Genomic DNA, 16,716 nt, shown 5'->3' on the forward strand with positions numbered 1-16,716 from the left:
GATCAGAAGCGTTCCGGGCGAACGAGGGCGTATGTCAGGTAGGCGAGAAGAAACAAGGTCACGGCGCCGCCGAGGATATAGTCGAAAAGCATGTTATGATCACCTAAACTTACAGCTTGTCGCAAGCGTTGATATAGCCGAAGCATAGAGCAAAGAACGCGATTCCAATCGCGACAACAAATATGTCCATAATGCATTTTCCTATATCGTGTTTGTTCTTTTAATTTGGACAAAACTGCCCAACCCGTCGCCGCATCATATCGGCGGCTGGATACATCGCTCCGGCGAATATGGATCAAAGTGCCATAAAGGTTCGAGACGGAACGCGGAGCAAAGAAATCAAAATCCCATAAGGATTTCGCCGCCTCGGCGCTGGCCGAAGCTTCAGGAGGGAGGTGCGCACCGGCGCGCGAAGCTGCCGGGGCTCAGTCCGCGCGGGTGTAGATCACCGCGTAATCGTCCGCATAGGCCCGCTTCCAGCCCAGTTCGTCGAAGAACGGAATGCGGCTGTCGTCGGCGGTCAACAACGCCCAGCCTATCGTATATTTGTCGAGTTGGGCTTTCAGGATCGGCTTGCCCCGGCTGTGCCCCGTCTGCTCGTCCGTTTCCGTAAAGCCATTCAGGAAGAGCTGATCCGCGCGGCCGTCGATAAACGTCCTGATGCCATGGAAAATCAGCGTGCCGCCGAAATCGTAGGAGTTCAGCAGATTGCCCGACAGATTATGGGTTTGGGCAAAGGCCAGTGCGTCCCTCGCCGAGGTCTTCTGGCTCGGCGCGACCGGATAGCTCGTCAAGGCGGCAGCCGCCAAAACCAGCAAAACGGCAAGTCCAGCACAAATCCTGGAAAATTGCCGTGCGAAAAATTGTTCAAGTCCGTCACGCTTTTCCGCCGCCCATTTCTCGGCTGAAAGCGCTGGATATTGTTGCGCGACCTCGACGGCAAGGACCACCGGCACGAGAAGAAAGAACAGGTACATGAACCGTATGTGGGTGAGATAGACGTGCAACGTGAAGACAAGGAACAGCGCCTTGGCCCAGCCAATGCGCAATCTCGACACGAGCAGCCCGAAAAGCGCCACCAGCAGGGCCACCTCCTGGAGGGTGTGCCGCGCGGCGTCGAAGGGCTGCCACTCCGCAATGTAAGGCACCGCCTCATTGCCATAGGCCACGGTGAATGTGGCGAGTATGGCTTTGACGCCATAGGGATTGAGCAGGCTGACCAGCGGGCAAAGCAGCCCGAAAGCGATCCACTTGGCCAGCAGCCGGGGGTTCGACAAGCGTGTGCGCATGACGAGATCGAGGCCGGCGAAGGCGGCGATGACGAAACCGAAGGTGAAGGTGGCATGGAGATTGGCCCACAGGCAAAGCAGCGCCAGCAGCCATAAGGGCGGTGCTTTCTCGTTGCGTGCGGCCTGGAAAAGACCGGCGGTCCAGACGACGATGATGGGCAAGGTAAAGATGTGCGGCCGGGCGATATAGATTGGCCCGATCAAGAGCGCGAGAACCAGCGTCAGTCCTATCGCCAGCGTCGGCTTCAACCACGCGCTGAGATACCACGACGTCAAGAAGGCCGTAAGCGCGATTACTGCAGTCGCCAGCAGCACCACGCCGTTCCAGCCGCCGGCTTGAAAGGCAATTGCAAGGAGGACCTGGCTAAGCCATTCCTTGGCGATCCATGGCTGGCCGGCAAAAGTATAGGAATAGATGTCGACGGTGGGGAATGTGCGGCGTGCCAGCATATCCATGCCGACCTTGATGTGCCACCAGCTATCGGGATCCTGCAGGAGGGAGTGGGCAAAGGCGAGGAGCGCCGCCGCCATCACGACCGCCGCCACCAGGCAAAACATCAGCCTCACATGCCGTATGTCGTCTATCGACGGCCTCGCCCCACCAGATATCCCGCGCATATGGCATCCCTGAGCCGCGATAGCGGAAGGGATAGGCCGAATTTGTTAGAAAACCGATAAGCCGCAGGATCGCGGCCCCATGCCGCGCGTCCAACCGGCTGGGCGGCTCAGCCCTCGGCCTTGAAGTTCTTGGCTTCCTTCTCGACCTTCGGGCTGTCCTTGCCGTGCTTGCGCATCAGATCCTTCGCCTGCTTCGGCGAAACGTCGGTGGTTTCGGCCAGGCGCAGAGCCTCCTTTTCGTCCAGATCGCGCGTCTTGCGGTCGGCCATTGCGGTTTTCTTGTCAGCCATTACGACGCTCTTATGCTCTCGGCGATTTCGTTCAGCACCTTGCGGTCGGTGCCGTGGCGCTTGATCAGCGTGCGCGCCTGCTCAGGGGTAATGCCCGCTTCCTCGGCGAAGTGACGTACCTCGTAGTCTTCGCCGCCCGCCACTCGTGAGCGGTCGCGACTGTCGGTCTTGGTTTTGTCGTCGGCCATGGCAGCTCTCCTCATCTCAACGAGAGCATAACGGGCAAGATTTCAGCGAGTTCCTTCGAGCGTGTCGCCCAACTACCGGCTTCGGGCATGACCCGGCATGAGCAGCGGTTTTGCTCAAAGCAATGGCTTGGTGCCAGGCCGACCTTCACGCACAAACAGGCCGGCCTCTTTGGCGGCGCTGCCACCGCCCGCCACTGCTCCTGGGCGCAGCCTGATGTTCGTTCCAGATTGTTTTAATGGGAGCGATGGTCGAACACGACGCCCATGGTCCTACCAACCGCCGTCATGACGATAAGCTCGACCAGATCGTCGTCACTGTTGCCGCAGGCCGGAGCCGTCCTGCGAACGATGTCCAGCATCGCCCTCGTCGATATGGTGTCGCCGGCACCGAACCGTGAAAGCGCAGATGAAACAAGCTCTTGGGCTGTCAAGTCGGCGACCGTCACCCGCTTCACCACGTTCATTGGCTTCCTCCCACCATGAACCCTCTCCCGGGAGAATGATACGCCGAACGTCTCGTTTCGCCAGCAAAATGGTGGTCCTACCAGCGCGTGGGCAGCGACCGAAATCGTCGGTTTTGCGGGAGGCAATCCGGGCGCGAGGCGGCGGCGCTTTGTGCCATGCGACTTCCCATGGACCCAATCCCGGCGGCCGGGATCGGTCTCAGTTTTATCTAATGGCAGTCTGATGCTTGGCAGTGTGGTCTGCTCGGTTGCGGCCGAAGCCGGCGCAGCAAGAACCACGGTGCGGGCAGAACCGGTCTGTCTTTTTCGTTTGACGCAATTCCGCACGGAAAACCGTTCACACGTTTTCCTGGAATTGCTTGTCTTGTGACTCTAGGCGGCCAGGTCGCTCGGAAGCTTGCCGCCGTTCTCGGCCAGCTTTTTCATCAGTGCGTCGTGCAGCCACAGATTCATCGTTACAGTGTCGTTCATATCGCCGGTGTAGTTCAGCTCGTGGGCAAGCTCCTTGCGGGCGCCGAGGCTGCTGTCGATATTCAGAGCCTTCATCAGGTCGACGATCGAATTCTTCCAGTTGAGTTTCTGCCCCCTCGCGGCCACCGCCTTGTCGAGAATGGCAGCGATGTCCGGGGCAGAGGACGGCGCGGCCGGCGCGGCCGGAGCCGGGGTTGCAGCCGGGGCGGATCGGGTAGGCGCCGTCGGCTGGGTGGCCGTGCTCGAAGCAGGCGCGGGAGACGGTTGCGCCGGCGGCGCTTCGCCCGCAACCGCGTTTCCGAAAATCGCACCTTTGATACTGTCGAAAATGCCCATTGCTATCTCCTGTATTGGCTCGACGGTGTGTTGCCCTGACGGTCGGTGAGGCGACCGTTGCCGAATGCCGCATTGAGCGCCCTGGTTGTACCGGACCACGAACGCAACGCAGGGGCAACTCAAAACTGACTAAAAGGTAAAGGCTTGGTTGCATTGGGGTATCGGCTCAGTGATCCGGCCCGAGAGTAGAATAGGTCGGATCGCGGCCCGACAAATCGTCACGCGCAATGCACGAGGGAACGGTCAGCAGCCAGTTTTGCTGACGCAGACCAGAAAAATCATCTAGATTCGTGTTCGCAATTCGCTGAGAGGAACGAAGCCATGACAGCAGTCGTCGCATCCGACAGGCTCGAACGTTCGCTGGTTTGGGCAGAGGACGATCCGTCGGTCAAATGGGCCGGCGCTTTCGCGGTTTACGGCGGGCATGGCACCACCCAGTCCTCGGTCTTGTCTACGAGATCGAGCCCGGCAAGCGGCTCGGCTGGCACAGCGACGCCACCGAAGAGACGCAATACATCATCGCCGGCACCGGCGAGCTACACATTGAGGGCGGCACCACCCACCCGGTCGGGCCGGGCAGCGTCCTGGTACTTCCGACGCCGGTCAGGCACGACCTCGTCAACACCGGCACCGAAACCCTGCGCGCCGTCGCTTTCTTTGCGGCGGCGATGTTCACGCAGACATTCGACAACGTCATGCTGCCGCCGAAATCCCATGTCCTCGGAACGCCCAATCGTGCGGGCTGAATGCGTGCCGGCGAGAATCACCAGGCCTGCGGATTGCGGACTCGGAGCTGAGGTGAGCGCGCGCGCGGCCGGCAAGCGGTTTGGCGTCGTTACGCGCTCGCGTCATGGGCGGACCGGCTGATGGCGCCCGTCAAGGTCGACCCCGCCAAGGTGCGCGAGTTCAGGGATGCCGAAAGCTTCCATGCCTGGCTTGGCGAGCATCACGACAGCGAGGACGAAGTCTGGATCAAGATCCATAAGCTCGATTCGGGACTGCCGTCGATCACGCCGAAGCAAGCCATCGACGCGGCGTTGTGCTGGGGCTGGATCGATGCAGTGCGCAAGGCCTTGGACGGCAAAAGCTACCTGCAGCGCTACACCCCGCGCGGCAGGAAGAGCACCTGGAGCCAGATCAATGTCGACAATGTCGCCCGGCTGATCGAGGAGGGCCGGATGACCGAGCACGGGCTGAGGCAGGTCGATGCGGCCAAGGCCGACGGCCGCTGGGCGCGCGCCTACAAGAGCGGCAAGGAGATGAAGATCCCCGACGACCTCCAGGCGGCAATAGACGCCGAGCCCACGGCGAAAGAGATGCTGGCAAAGCTCAGCGGGCAAAACCGCTTCGCACTCGCCTTCCGCATCCACAACATGAAAACCGAAGCCGGACGCAAGAAGAAGATCGCGGCGTTCGTGGAGATGCTGAAGCGCGGCGAGACGATCTATCCGCAGGGCAGAAAGTAACATCTGACGAGGCGTGCCGGCGCTGCGTCTTGTGCTTGTCCCTGTCGGCGAGCCCCGAATGCGGCCGGATCACTGCTCAGGCCCACCTTCGATCCAGGCGATGTCGCCGACGATTTGTTTTCGACGAGCGTCGCCCGGCACTTCGACACCAACTCTCATTCGTTTAGTTGATGCAGGAAAAAGTCTCGTCCTCACAGTCGGCATAGTATATTAGCAGGCGCTGTTATGAGGTTTTTGCCCGTTCAGGAGCCGACTGGCACGTGGGCCGTGTTTGATGCGACCGTGGATGTGCCTGCGGATTTCGCTGGCAGTTGCCTTATCGGCTTGCCGCGGGAGCGGGCGGAATGGCTCGCAGCAAGAGCCAATCGAGATGCTGCAAAAGGCACTTCGATTTGCCGGTTGTCAGCTGCCGGATCGGCACAAGCCGCGGTTCTTAGACTTAGACCGATAGGAGAGATTTCGATGATGCAAGAAAGGGTAATGGCGGCTGCGTTGGCAGCCAGGAATCAGGAAGCGGATATTCGTGGTGTCTTCGATATCACCAACAAAACCGATGCGCCAATTGGCCCCCGCCGATTGGGCGAGGCTATCCACTTTGTCGCCAATGCACCTATCGTTGGCTATGATGTTCACGCCGCCGTCATCAGATATGGCCCAGTCGGAACCCCCAGCCTCAGAGCAACAGATTGCGCACAGCTGTGGGAGAAGTTCGGCGAGGCCTTGCTGCAACACTGACGGGCAGACCTTTGGCGCGTATGGCACCACCATCGTGCAGGACACTTCCCTGGCGAGAACGACATGCAAGCCTGGCCGGTAATGTTGCAATTAAATTAGCGTGAGTGCATATTTTTTGCTGGCTGGACTCGCAACCGGCCAGGCCCGGCGGCCGGCCGCCAACGGGCTGTCAGGCCGGCGACAAATGGCTCCGCAGGCCCGACGGTCCCTTGGCAAGATCGCCGGAACCACAGCATGATGCGGCGGCAAAACGGGTTTGGGAGAATGACATGCCTAAGGTTTCGGAACTCTTTTTCAAGACAGCCATCATCTTTCTTATTCTGGGAATTGCAGCTGGCCTGCAGATGGCAATTTCAGGCGATCACGGCGCGTTTCCGGCTCACGCGCACATCAATCTGCTGGGGTGGGTCACCAGTGCAATATTCGGCGGCTATTATGCGCTGAACCCGGCGAAGGCTGCCCGCAGGAGCGCGATGATCCACTATGGCGTCTACAATCTCGGCCTGGTCGTGATGCTGCCGGCGCTTTACCTGATGCTGCAGGGAAATCCGGCGCTCGAGCCGATCGTCGCCACCGGCTCAATGATTGTCGCTGCCGCCGTGCTGATCTTTGCCTTCGTGGTTTTCTCCGCCGAAACAGAGCGCTCGGTCTCGGGAATACAAGCGGTCCCGCGCTAGACGGGGCAGCGACGGTGCCGAGTCGACCAAGCCCGTGCTTCTGGTGAAGCGCGGGCCGATCGGTTGTAGGCTGATCTGAGGTAAGAGTGCGGCGAAGATGAAAGCCGCTCGCGCCCCCCTCTGCCTGCCTCAAGATACTGCATCGCAGCGGCAGTCGCCGTCCAGTGTCCCTTCAGACTCGGCGAGCCGGTGAGATTTAACTGGCGGAGAGAGCGGGATTCGAACCCGCGTTACGGTTTCCCGTAAACACACTTTCCAGGCGTGCGCCTTCAACCACTCGGCCACCTCTCCGTCTCTTTAGCATTTTCGACGCGGCCGGTTTCGCCGCGCGGGTTGGGGAGATGCATCTCCTTTGGGATTCCGGTGCCGGAATTCCGGCCGTGGGCGCCGTCAACCAGCGGATACCCTTTCCCCGCACCTGAGCCGTCAAAGCAACAGGCGCGGGGCTCATCTAGTCGATCCGGTGCCGAATGCCAAGACATAACGACAGTCTATTCGCTTTGCCGGATACGGATGCTCAGCCCATGCCGCTGGGGCACCCGTTGGGAGCCTATCGAAAGGAGCGGCGGAGGTGTGCTTGCCGTCCCCGGCGCGCCACCGGTCCCGGCGAACCGGCGGCCGCAGGTTCAACTTCGCGTGTCGCGATTGCGGATAAAGCACGCAGATCCTATTTAACAGTCCACACGACATTCTGATAAACTCCTGGGGAGGAAGGGTCCGGATGTTCCGCTTTATCTTCCGTCTTGCCGCAATGATCGCGCTTTCGGTTTCGGTCATCATGGCCGTGCTCGATGCGACCCGCTCGGTGGCGGCTTCGGCGCTGGTGATGACTCCGCTCAACACCAGCTGGCTCGCGGTTTCGCCGGATACGCGCAGCGCCTTCGAAAGCTTCGTCCGCGACAAGGTCAACCCGCTGCTGTGGGACGGTGCCATCGCCTGGGTGCTCAGCCAGCCCGGCTTTGCCGTGTTCGCGGTGCTAGCGTTCATTCTTTATGCCATCGGTTACAGGCGGCAGCGCCCCAGCGGGCGGTTCGCCGCAACCTGACATTTCCAGCCTGACCCGGTGATCCCGTACCAGGAAGGCTCAACCAAGAAGAAAAGGAAGCCACACATGTTTCTCAGCGACATGCTGAACAAGAAGCTCAACCTGCCGAAACCCTCCGAGGCGTTGCCCGGCCGCGACCGGCCGATCCCGACGGCATCGAAGCACTTTGTCTCGAACAGGCCGCTCAAGGGTCCTTATCCCGAAGGGATGGAAATGGCGATGTTCGGGCTGGGCTGCTTCTGGGGCGCCGAGCGCCTGTTCTGGCAAGTCGAGGGCGTATGGGTCACGGCGGCCGGCTATGCCGGCGGCGTCACGCCCAACCCGACCTATCAGGAAACCTGCACGGGCCTGACAGGCCATGCCGAAGTCGTGCTCGTCATCTACGATCCCAAGATCGTGTCCTATGCCGAGCTCTTGAAGCTGTTCTGGGAAAGCCACGACCCGACGCAAGGCATGCGCCAGGGCAATGATGTCGGCACCACCTACCGTTCGGCGATCTATACGTTCAACGACGCGCAGTACCAGGCGGCGCTCGCCTCGCGCGATGCCTACGAGGCTTCGCTGCGCGGTGCCGGACGCGGCAAGATCACCACCGAGATCGCGCCGGCGCCGGAATTCTACTTCGCCGAGGAAGACCACCAGCAATATCTGGCGAAGAACCCTTACGGCTATTGCGGCCTGCAGGGAACCGGCGTCACCTGCGCCATTCCGGCCGCCGTCTCCGCCTGATTTTATGCCCCTGACGCAAGGAATATGCTGTGGCGCCGCGATGCGGCGCCATGCTTTTCCAAAGGGTCAAAATTCCACGTGAATTTTGTTTCGGGCCGTGCCAGATTGACCCGAAGCGGGAGGAAGACACTCCTGCCCGACACCGTATGCCTGCCGGAGAACCGGGCCGGCATGCGGTGCATAATGGACAAATAACCGACAGGGGTGTGGATCACATGAAACGTATCGTTCTCGGCCTCATGGCCGCAGCTGCAATGGTTCTTCCGGCCTTCGCCACGGACATTCAACCCGCGATCCTCTACGATCTCGGCGGCAAGTTTGACAAGTCGTTCAACGAGGCGTCCTTCCACGGCGCTGAAAAGTTCAAGACCGAGACCGGCATCCCCTATGTGGAATTCGAGGTCAGCAACGCCACCCAGCGCGAGCAGGCGCTGCGCCGTTTCGCCGAGGACGGTCGCAACCCGATCGTCATGGCGGGCTTCTCGTGGGCTGACGCGCTTGACAAGATCGCCACCGAGTTCCCCGAGACCAAATTCGCCATCATCGACATGGTCGTCGACAAGCCCAATGTCCGCTCCCTGGTCTATAAGGAGCAGGAAGGCTCGTACCTCGTCGGCGTGATGGCGGCGATGGCTTCCAAGACCAAGAAGGTCGGCTTCGTCGGCGGCATGGATATTCCGCTGATCCGCAGGTTCGGCTGCGGCTATGTCGGCGGCGCCAAGGCGGCCGGGGCCACCGACGTCATCCAGAACATGACCGGCGATACGCCGGCAGCCTGGAACGATCCGGCCAAGGGCGGCGAGATCGCCAAGACGCAAATCGACCAGGGCGCCGACGTAATCTACGCAGCGGCGGGCGGCACCGGTGTCGGTGTGCTGCAGGCAGCGGCCGACGCCGGCAAGCTCGGCATCGGCGTTGATTCCAACCAGAACGGCCTGCAGCCCGGCAAGGTGCTGACCTCGATGGTCAAGCGCGTCGACGTTGCCGTCTACAACACCTTCATGGATGCCAAGAACGACAAGTTCACGGCGGGCGTCAACGATCTCGGCCTCAAGGAAGGCGGCGTCGACTACGCCATGGACGACAACAACAAGGCGCTTGTCGACGATGCGATGAAAGCGGCGGTCGAAAAAGCCAAGGCCGACATCATCGCCGGCACCATCAAGGTGCACGACTACATGTCGGACAATGCCTGCCCGTATTGATCCGCCGGCACTGATTGCGAACCGCCGGGCGTGGTCCCGGCGGTTTTGTTTTGGCAAACGCCGGTGAACCATCAACCCCCCCGGGGACGCAGATGCAGCCGACAGTCGAACCGATGCGCGAGCGCGATGTTGAGGCAGTCGCGCAATTGCGCCTTGCCGCCTTTTTTGATGGCACCGCAAGGACGCTCGAAGATGACATCGCCGGCCTTCGCAAGCTGCTGGCTGGTGACGGATTCGAGACTTCCCTGGTTGCCCGGATCGGTGATGTCCCAGTCGGTACGTGTTTGCTGGTCCGCCGTGAACTGGAGCTGGCGCATGAACTGACGCCATGGCTAGCCGGGCTGGCTGTCGCTCCGAAGCACCAGCACCAAGGGATCGGCACGGCACTGGTTAGGGCGACCGAAGCGCGCGCAGCATCGGCCGGCGTTGTCGAATTCTATCTTTATACCTGGCAGGCGCGCGATTTCTATGCGGCGCTGGGCTGGATGACGGTCGAAACGTTCGAACAAGATTGCGCACCCATGTTGCTGATGTCGCGAAGGCCCAGCCTATAACCGTTGCTCGCCTCACCAGTGCGGCGGCTTGGTCACCGGCACGTCGGGCGCGGCCTGTTCCTCCAGCGCCAGGAAGCGCTCGGCCAGCGCGTCCAGCTTGCGCTGCATGCGCTCGATCACCTTCCACTGCTCGGCGATCTGGCCGGACAGTTCCTCGATGATCTTCTCCTGCTCGGCGGCGCGGATTTCCAGCGTCGTCAGCCGGTCCTCGGGCATGGTCATTTGAATCCTCGATCAGGCGATTGTGCAGGGTGCGGCCACGTTGGAAATTGACAAGCATGGCGGGATTTGTCGAGAGTGAACCCTGCTCCGGCCAATTGGTAGGGACCCAATTGGCACAGACTGGGCGTCATGCTAGGCGTTTGACCAAGCGGTAAAAAAATAACAGTGGGAACAGGCTGCATGGCGCAAGCCGCAATCGAGCTGATCGGCATCGACAAGAGCTTTGGCGCCGTGCGCGCCAACCGCGACATCAATCTGGAGATTATGCGCGGCACTATCCATGGCATCGTCGGCGAAAACGGCGCCGGCAAGTCGACGCTGATGTCGATCCTCTATGGTTTCTACCAGGCCGATTCCGGCGAGATCCGTGTCGGCGGCCAGCCGGCATCGATCAAGACGCCGAACGATGCGATCGCGCTCGGCATCGGCATGGTGCATCAGCATTTCATGCTGGTCGACAATTTCTCGGTGCTGGAAAACGTCATTCTCGGCGCCGAAAGCGATGCGCTGCTGAAGAAGAGCATTGCCAAGGCGCGTTCCGAGCTGGAGCGGCTCGAGCGCGAATACGGGCTCGAAGTCGATCCCGACGCCATCATCGAGGAGTTGCCGGTCGGCCTGCAGCAACGCGTCGAAATCCTCAAGGCGCTCTATCGCGGCGCCGAGATCCTGATCCTCGACGAGCCGACAGGCGTGCTGACGCCGGCCGAGGCCGACCACCTGTTCCGCATCCTCAAGCAGTTGAAGGAGCAGGGCAAGACGATCGTGCTGATCACCCACAAGCTGCGCGAGATCATGGCGATCACCGACACGGTCTCGGTGATGCGCCAGGGCACCATGGTGGCGACACGCGAAACCAGGAAGACCACGGTCGAGGAGCTGGCCGAGCTGATGGTCGGCCGGCGCGTGCTGCTGCGCGTCGAAAAGGGCGAGGCGAAGGCCGGCGGCGTCAAGCTTGCGGTCAAGAACCTGACGGTCAAGGATTCCCGCGGCGTCACCATGGTCGACGACGTCTCCTTCGACGTCCATGCCGGCGAGATCGTCGGCATTGCCGGCGTCGCCGGCAACGGGCAGTCCGAATTGCTCGAGGCGATTTCCGGCATCAGGCATGCCGTTTCGGGCTCGGTCATGCTCGACGGCAAGCCGATCGACCTCACCGGCGCCGCCGACCCTGGCGAGTTGCGCGAGCGCGGCCTTGCCCATGTGCCGGAGGACCGCCATCATGTCGGGCTCGTGCTGGCCTTCGAGGAGAACGAGAATTCGATCCTCGGTTATCAGGACGACGCGCGCTATCTGAAGGGGCCGTTCCTCGACATCGATGCCATCCGTAACGATGCCAGGGACAAGATCGTCAAATATGACATCCGCCCGGCGGACTGCCGCCTCAAGACCGCCAATTTCTCCGGCGGCAACCAGCAGAAGATCGTGCTGGCGCGGGAAATGGAACAAGATCCCGGCGTGTTGATCGTCGGCCAGCCGACACGCGGCGTCGATGTCGGCGCCATCGAATTCATCCATAAGCGCCTCATAGCCATGCGCGACCAGGGCAAGGCGGTGCTGGTGGTTTCGGTCGAGCTCGACGAGATCCGCTCGCTGTCCGACCGCATCCTGGTGATGTTTGCCGGCCGCGTCGTCGGCGAACGCGGCCCCGACGCGACCGAGGGCGAGCTCGGCCTGCTGATGGCCGGCGTCGAGCACCGGGAGGCCGCCGAGTGAGCACCCCCTATGCCAAGCTGCCGGCCTGGGCCGATTACGTGCTGATCCCGCTGATCAATCTGTTCGTCGCATTCGTCGTCGCCGGCTTCGTCGTCATATTGGTCGGCGAGAACCCGCTGCGTGCAGCCGTCATCCTGGTCGAGGGTGCCTTCGGCCGCGGCCAAGGCATCGCGTTCACGCTTTTCTATGCCACCACCTTCATCTTCAGTGGGCTTTCGGTGGCGGTTGCGGCGCATTGCGGCCTGTTCAACATCGGTGGCGAGGGCCAGGGCTATATCGCCGGTCTCGGCATCGGCATTGTTTGCCTGGCCTTCGACAGCGTGCTGCCCTGGTGGCTGACCTTCCCGATCGCCATTATCGCCGCCGCGGCGATGGGCGCGCTGTGGGCGCTGATCCCGGCCTATCTGCAGGCCAAGCGCGGCTCGCACATCGTCATCACCACCATCATGTTCAATTTCATCGCCGCCAGCGTCATGGTCTATGCGCTGGTGGGGATGCTGAAGCCGCCCGGCTCGATGGCGCCGCAGACGCGCACCTTCCTCGAAGGCGCGCAATTGCCGAAGCTCAACTGGGTCATCGAATTGTTCGGCGCCAAAATCCGTTCGGCGCCATTCAACGTCAGTTCCCTGCTGGCGCTAGCCATGGCCTTTCTGGTGTGGGTGCTGATCTGGCGCACGAAGCTCGGCTACGAGATGCGCACCTATGGCCACAGCCCGAAAGCGGCGCGTTATGCCGGCATTTCGGAGATCCGCATCATCATCATTGCGATGATGATCTCGGGCGCGCTGGCCGGCATGATGGCGCTCAACCCGACGATGGGCGACCAGCACAATGTCGCGCTCGAATTCGTTTCGGGCGCCGGTTTCGTCGGCATCGCGGTGGCACTGATGGGACGCCTGCACCCGGTCGGCATCGTGCTGGCGGCGGTCCTGTTCGGCATGCTCTACCAGGGCGGCGCCGAGCTCGCCTTCGAGATGCCGGCGATCAGCCGCGACATGATCGTCATCATCCAGGGCCTTGTGATCCTGTTCGCCGGCGCGCTCGAGCATATGTTCCGGCCCTATGTCCAGGCGCTGTTCGCCTCGCTCAGCCCGAGATCAGTCGGCATGGAAGCGGTCAAGGGGAAGGGCGCCTGAGATGGATTTCTTCAACGCTATCGTGCAGGTCCTGGACTCGACCATCCGCCTTTCGGTCCCCTTGCTGCTCGCCTGCCTCGCCGGCCTCTATTCGGAGCGGGCCGGCGTCTTCGACATCGGGCTCGAGGGCAAGATGCTTGTCGGAGCCTTCGCCGGTGCGGCCGCCGCCTCGGTCTTCCACTCGGCCTATCTCGGCCTCGGCATGGCCATCCTCATCTCGGTCGCCTTCGCGCTGATCCACGGCTTTGCCTCGATCACCCATCGCGGCAACCAGATCGTCTCCGGCGTCGCGATCAATTTCATTGCCGCCGGATCGACGATCATGCTCGGCCAGGCCTGGTTCCAGCAAGGCGGGCGCACGCCGGCGCTGGCCGCCGGCGAGCGCTTCGAGGCAATCATCTGGCCGGGCGCAGAGGCGCTCAGGAGCGTTCCGATTCTCGGGCCGATCTATTCGGAACTCATCTCCGGCCATTCCGTGCTGGTCTATCTCGCCTTCCTGGCCGTGCCGTTCACCTGGTGGGTGCTGTTTCGCACCCGCTTCGGCTTGCGCCTGCGCGCCGTCGGCGAGAACCCGGCCGCGGTCGACACCGCCGGCATATCAGTCGCCTGGCTGCGCTATCGGGCGCTGATCTGCACCGGCGTGCTCACCGGCATTGCCGGAGCCTATCTGTCGATGGTGCAGAATGGCGGCTTCGTGAAGGACATGACCGCCGGCAAGGGCTATATCGCGCTGGCCGCGCTGATCTTCGCCAAATGGAAACCGGTCAACGCCATGTTCGCCTGCCTGCTGTTCGGCTTCCTCGACGCCGCGTCGATCCGCCTGCAAGGCACGCCGCTGCCGCTGATCGGCAAGGTGCCGGTGCAATTCATGCAGGCGCTGCCCTATGTGCTGACCGTCATCCTGCTTGCCGGCTTCATCGGCAAGGCAATCCCGCCGCGCGCCGGCGGCGTGCCTTATGTCAAGGAACGCTGATCTGTTATGGCTCATGATCTGTTCGAAGCGGCGAAAGCCGCCATGGCCAAGGCCTATGCGCCCTATTCGAAATTTCCGGTCGGCGCGGCGTTGCGCACCGAGGACGGCCGTGTCTTTGCCGGCGCCAATGTCGAGATCGCGTCCTATCCGGAGGGCTGGTGCGCCGAAACCACCGCACTTGCCAACTACATCATGGGCGGCGGCGGCAAGATCACGGAAGTCGCCGTGATCGCCGAACGCGTGGCAAAATGCTCGCCCTGCGGCGGCTGCCGGCAGCGGCTGGCGGAATTCTGCCGGCCGGAGACGAAGTTCTATCTCTGCGATGATAGCGGCGTGGTCGAAACCGTGACCATGGGCGAGTTGTTGCCATACGGGTTTGAAGGCGATGTGCTGAAATGAAGGAAGCGCTCGATCACCTCGTCGAAAGGCTGGACGGGCTGGCGCCGACCACCGCCTTGGTGCTGGGGTCAGGGCTTGGCGGGCTTGTCGACCAGGTCGAGGATGCGGTGCGCATCTCCTACGCCGACTTGCCGGGGTTTCCCCGAAGCGGAGTCAGCGGCCATGCCGGCGAGGTGGTGGCGGGGCTCTTTGCCGGCACGCCGGTGCTGATGCTGTCCGGCCGGGCGCATTATTACGAGCACGGCAACGCGGCGGCGATGCGGCCGGCACTCGAGGTGCTCGCCGGCCTCGGCATCTCCAGGCTGATCCTCACCAACGCCGCCGGTTCGGTCGATCCCGGGATGGGCCCGGGCTCGGTGATGCTGATCACCGACCACATCAATTTCTCGGGCTCCAACCCGCTGATCGGCGAACCGAGCGACCGCCGTTTCGTCGGCCTGACCGAAGCCTATGACGCCGGTCTCCGCTCCGCCATCGAGCAGGCGGCGAAGGCCACCGGTACCACGCTGCACAAGGGCGTCTATATGTGGTTCTCCGGCCCATGCTTCGAGACGCCCGCCGAGATCCGCATGGCGCGCGTCATGGGCGCCAACGCGGTCGGAATGTCGACGGTGCCGGAGGTCATTCTCGCCCGCTTCCTTGGGCTGCGCGTCGCCGCCTGTTCGGTCGTGACCAACCTTGCTGCCGGCCTGACCGGAGCCGAGCTGTCGCACCAGGAGACCAAGGACATGGCGCCGGTTGGCGGTGCGCGGCTGGCGACCATTCTGCAGCGTGTTTTTCAGGACGGGCTTCCGGAGCACAGGGTCGACGCCTGATGCTTCCCCAGGAAATCATCCGCCGCAAGCGCGACGGCCAGAAGCTCTCGGCTGAGGAGACAGCGTTCTTTATCGAGGGTCTGACCGCCGGCACAGTCACCGACGCGCAGGTCGGCGCCTTTGCCATGGCGGTGTTCTTCAACGGCATGAGCCGCGACGAGGCGGTGGCGCTGACTATGGCGATGCGCGATTCCGGCGATGTGCTCGACTGGTCGGATCTGCCCGGCCCGGTCACCGACAAGCATTCGACCGGCGGCGTCGGCGACAATGTCTCCTTGATGCTGGCGCCGATCGTCGCTGCCTGCGGCGCCTATGTGCCGATGATTTCCGGCAGGGGTCTGGGCCATACCGGCGGCACGCTGGACAAGATGGATGCCATCCCCGGCTATATCAGCCAGCCGGATGTTGCGCGCTTCCGCAAGACGTTGCTCGAAACCGGCTGCGCCATCATCGGCCAGACCGCCGATCTCGCACCCGCCGACGCCAGGCTCTACGCGATCCGCGATGTGACGGGAACGGTCGAATCGGTGCCGCTGATCACTGCTTCGATCCTGTCGAAGAAGCTGGCCGCCGGCCTCAATTCGCTGGTGCTTGACGTCAAGGTCGGCAACGGGGCCTTCATGGAGAAATCGCGCGACGCAACCGCACTGGCCAACAGCCTGGTCGACGTCGCCAATGGCGCCGGCCTTAAGGCCTCGGCGCTGGTCACCGGCATGAACGAGCCCCTGGCGTCCGCCGCCGGCAATGCGGTCGAGGTGCGCAACGCCGCCGATTTTCTCACCGGCCGCTTTCGCGACCGGCGGCTGGAGGACGTGACGCTGGCGCTGGCCGCCGAGATGCTGCAATCGGCAGGCCTGGTGTCGTCCAACCAGGACGGCCTGCGCCGCGCCGCCGAGACGCTGGCCGGCGGCCGCGCCGCTTCCATCTTCGCGCGCATGGTGGCGGCACTGGGCGGTCCCGTCGACTTTGTCGACAATCCGGAAAAATATCTGCCGAAAGCGGCAACGGAATTCGCGGTCAAGGCGAGCGCGAACGGCTTTGTCACCGGCATCGCGACCCGCGAGATCGGGCTTGCCGTGGTCGGGCTTGGCGGCGGGCGGACGCGGCCCGACGACAGGATCGATCACGCCGTTGGCATCACCAGGCTGTTGCCGGTCGGCGCTGAAGTGCGGGCCGGCGAAGCGCTGGCGCTGGTCCATGCCCGCAATACCGGGGATGCCGAAGCGGCCGCGGCCGCCGTGCTTTCGGCGTATACCATCGGCACTTCCAAACCGGCCACGGAGAAAACCGTCATCCGGCGGATCCTGCCGCGCGGGTAGAGCCATTCCGACGGTATCGGATGGGTTCTATCTTTCTTTGGACCACGATCTTGTCCGAAGACTGGTCCCCAA

21 protein-coding genes and 1 tRNA gene are annotated in these 16,716 nt (G+C 62.5%); 14 read left to right on the forward strand and 8 right to left on the reverse strand.

Annotated elements, in window-relative coordinates; translation table 11 throughout:
* Positions 1–2: 2 nt before the first annotated feature.
* The 6 genes from NKH49_RS12895 to NKH49_RS12920 all read right to left on the reverse strand — a co-directional run bounded on the left by NKH49_RS12895 (position 3) and on the right by NKH49_RS12920 (position 3,656).
* The gene (locus NKH49_RS12895; protein ID WP_023675300.1) at positions 3–92 is read right to left on the reverse strand and encodes a K(+)-transporting ATPase subunit F; all 90 of its coding nucleotides are present in this window, start codon (positions 90–92) and stop codon (positions 3–5) included.
* Positions 93–425: 333 nt separating this feature from the next.
* Positions 426–1,907: a hypothetical protein gene (locus NKH49_RS12900; protein WP_352613017.1), complete on the reverse strand. Its 1,482-nt coding sequence runs from the start codon at positions 1,905–1,907 to the stop codon at positions 426–428.
* Positions 1,908–2,014: 107 nt separating this feature from the next.
* On the reverse strand, positions 2,015–2,197 hold the full coding sequence (locus tag NKH49_RS12905; protein ID WP_352469832.1) for a hypothetical protein: 183 nt from the start codon (positions 2,195–2,197) through the stop codon (positions 2,015–2,017).
* A complete protein-coding gene (locus NKH49_RS12910) occupies positions 2,197–2,385 on the reverse strand; it encodes a DUF3606 domain-containing protein (RefSeq protein WP_352502669.1) in 189 nt (62 codons plus the stop codon). Before NKH49_RS12910 ends, NKH49_RS12905 begins: the two co-directional genes overlap by 1 nt.
* Before the next feature lie 233 nt (positions 2,386–2,618).
* On the reverse strand, positions 2,619–2,849 hold the full coding sequence (locus tag NKH49_RS12915; RefSeq protein WP_352469460.1) for a hypothetical protein: 231 nt from the start codon (positions 2,847–2,849) through the stop codon (positions 2,619–2,621).
* A 372-nt stretch (positions 2,850–3,221) separates the two neighbouring features.
* On the reverse strand, positions 3,222–3,656 hold the full coding sequence (locus NKH49_RS12920; protein ID WP_352539401.1) for a DUF3597 domain-containing protein: 435 nt from the start codon (positions 3,654–3,656) through the stop codon (positions 3,222–3,224).
* Between the two features lie 392 nt (positions 3,657–4,048).
* On the opposite strand from NKH49_RS12920, the gene NKH49_RS12925 reads away from it, so the two are divergent.
* The 4 genes from NKH49_RS12925 (at position 4,049) to NKH49_RS12940 (ending at position 6,534) form a co-directional block, all read left to right on the forward strand.
* Positions 4,049–4,402 (forward strand): cupin domain-containing protein, encoded by a 354-nt coding sequence (locus NKH49_RS12925; RefSeq protein WP_352613013.1) that lies wholly within the window; start codon positions 4,049–4,051, stop codon positions 4,400–4,402.
* Positions 4,403–4,522: 120 nt separating this feature from the next.
* Positions 4,523–5,122, forward strand: coding sequence for a YdeI/OmpD-associated family protein (locus NKH49_RS12930; protein WP_352501935.1), 600 nt, complete (start codon positions 4,523–4,525; stop codon positions 5,120–5,122).
* 462 nt (positions 5,123–5,584) lie between these two features.
* A complete protein-coding gene (locus NKH49_RS12935; protein ID WP_352469463.1) occupies positions 5,585–5,857 on the forward strand; it encodes a hypothetical protein in 273 nt (90 codons plus the stop codon).
* 269 nt (positions 5,858–6,126) lie between these two features.
* The gene (locus NKH49_RS12940) at positions 6,127–6,534 is read left to right on the forward strand and encodes a hypothetical protein (protein ID WP_352501933.1); all 408 of its coding nucleotides are present in this window, start codon (positions 6,127–6,129) and stop codon (positions 6,532–6,534) included.
* A 201-nt stretch (positions 6,535–6,735) separates the two neighbouring features.
* Here NKH49_RS12940 and NKH49_RS12945 read toward each other — a convergent pair.
* Positions 6,736–6,825 (reverse strand) — tRNA-Ser (locus NKH49_RS12945).
* Positions 6,826–7,255: 430 nt separating this feature from the next.
* Here NKH49_RS12945 and NKH49_RS12950 point away from each other — a divergent pair.
* From NKH49_RS12950 to NKH49_RS12965, 4 genes are all read left to right on the forward strand, one after another.
* The gene (locus NKH49_RS12950; RefSeq protein WP_352469464.1) at positions 7,256–7,579 is read left to right on the forward strand and encodes a hypothetical protein; all 324 of its coding nucleotides are present in this window, start codon (positions 7,256–7,258) and stop codon (positions 7,577–7,579) included.
* 66 nt (positions 7,580–7,645) lie between these two features.
* On the forward strand, positions 7,646–8,308 hold the full coding sequence (gene msrA, locus NKH49_RS12955; RefSeq protein ID WP_352539398.1) for a peptide-methionine (S)-S-oxide reductase MsrA: 663 nt from the start codon (positions 7,646–7,648) through the stop codon (positions 8,306–8,308).
* A 215-nt stretch (positions 8,309–8,523) separates the two neighbouring features.
* Positions 8,524–9,513 (forward strand): BMP family lipoprotein, encoded by a 990-nt coding sequence (locus tag NKH49_RS12960; RefSeq protein ID WP_352612982.1) that lies wholly within the window; start codon positions 8,524–8,526, stop codon positions 9,511–9,513.
* A gap of 113 nt (positions 9,514–9,626) precedes the next feature.
* Complete coding sequence (locus NKH49_RS12965) at positions 9,627–10,067, forward strand: GNAT family N-acetyltransferase (protein ID WP_352469467.1); 441 nt, start codon at positions 9,627–9,629, stop codon at positions 10,065–10,067.
* Positions 10,068–10,079: 12 nt separating this feature from the next.
* On the opposite strand, the gene NKH49_RS12970 is transcribed toward NKH49_RS12965, so the two are convergent.
* On the reverse strand, positions 10,080–10,289 hold the full coding sequence (locus NKH49_RS12970; RefSeq protein WP_352469468.1) for a SlyX family protein: 210 nt from the start codon (positions 10,287–10,289) through the stop codon (positions 10,080–10,082).
* 180 nt (positions 10,290–10,469) lie between these two features.
* Here NKH49_RS12970 and NKH49_RS12975 point away from each other — a divergent pair, with 180 nt between their 5' ends.
* The 6 genes from NKH49_RS12975 to deoA are packed head-to-tail and all read left to right on the forward strand — an operon-like array spanning position 10,470 to position 16,644.
* A complete protein-coding gene (locus tag NKH49_RS12975; RefSeq protein ID WP_352612979.1) occupies positions 10,470–12,002 on the forward strand; it encodes an ABC transporter ATP-binding protein in 1,533 nt (510 codons plus the stop codon).
* Positions 11,999–13,138, forward strand: a complete 1,140-nt coding sequence (locus tag NKH49_RS12980) for an ABC transporter permease (protein ID WP_352612977.1) — start codon at positions 11,999–12,001, stop codon at positions 13,136–13,138. The genes NKH49_RS12975 and NKH49_RS12980 overlap by 4 nt, the downstream gene beginning before the upstream one ends.
* 1 nt (position 13,139) lies before the next feature.
* Positions 13,140–14,111, forward strand: a complete 972-nt coding sequence (locus NKH49_RS12985) for an ABC transporter permease (protein WP_352469471.1) — start codon at positions 13,140–13,142, stop codon at positions 14,109–14,111.
* A gap of 6 nt (positions 14,112–14,117) precedes the next feature.
* Positions 14,118–14,510, forward strand: a complete 393-nt coding sequence (gene cdd / locus NKH49_RS12990) for a cytidine deaminase (protein WP_352469472.1) — start codon at positions 14,118–14,120, stop codon at positions 14,508–14,510.
* Positions 14,507–15,325 (forward strand): purine-nucleoside phosphorylase, encoded by an 819-nt coding sequence (locus tag NKH49_RS12995; RefSeq protein WP_352612975.1) that lies wholly within the window; start codon positions 14,507–14,509, stop codon positions 15,323–15,325. Before cdd ends, NKH49_RS12995 begins: the two co-directional genes overlap by 4 nt.
* A complete protein-coding gene (gene deoA, locus NKH49_RS13000) occupies positions 15,325–16,644 on the forward strand; it encodes a thymidine phosphorylase (RefSeq protein ID WP_352612973.1) in 1,320 nt (439 codons plus the stop codon). The genes NKH49_RS12995 and deoA overlap by 1 nt, the downstream gene beginning before the upstream one ends.
* Positions 16,645–16,716: the final 72 nt, after the last annotated feature.

Source organism: Mesorhizobium sp. M1088, assembly GCF_040318575.1.
GTDB lineage: Bacteria > Pseudomonadota > Alphaproteobacteria > Rhizobiales > Rhizobiaceae > Mesorhizobium.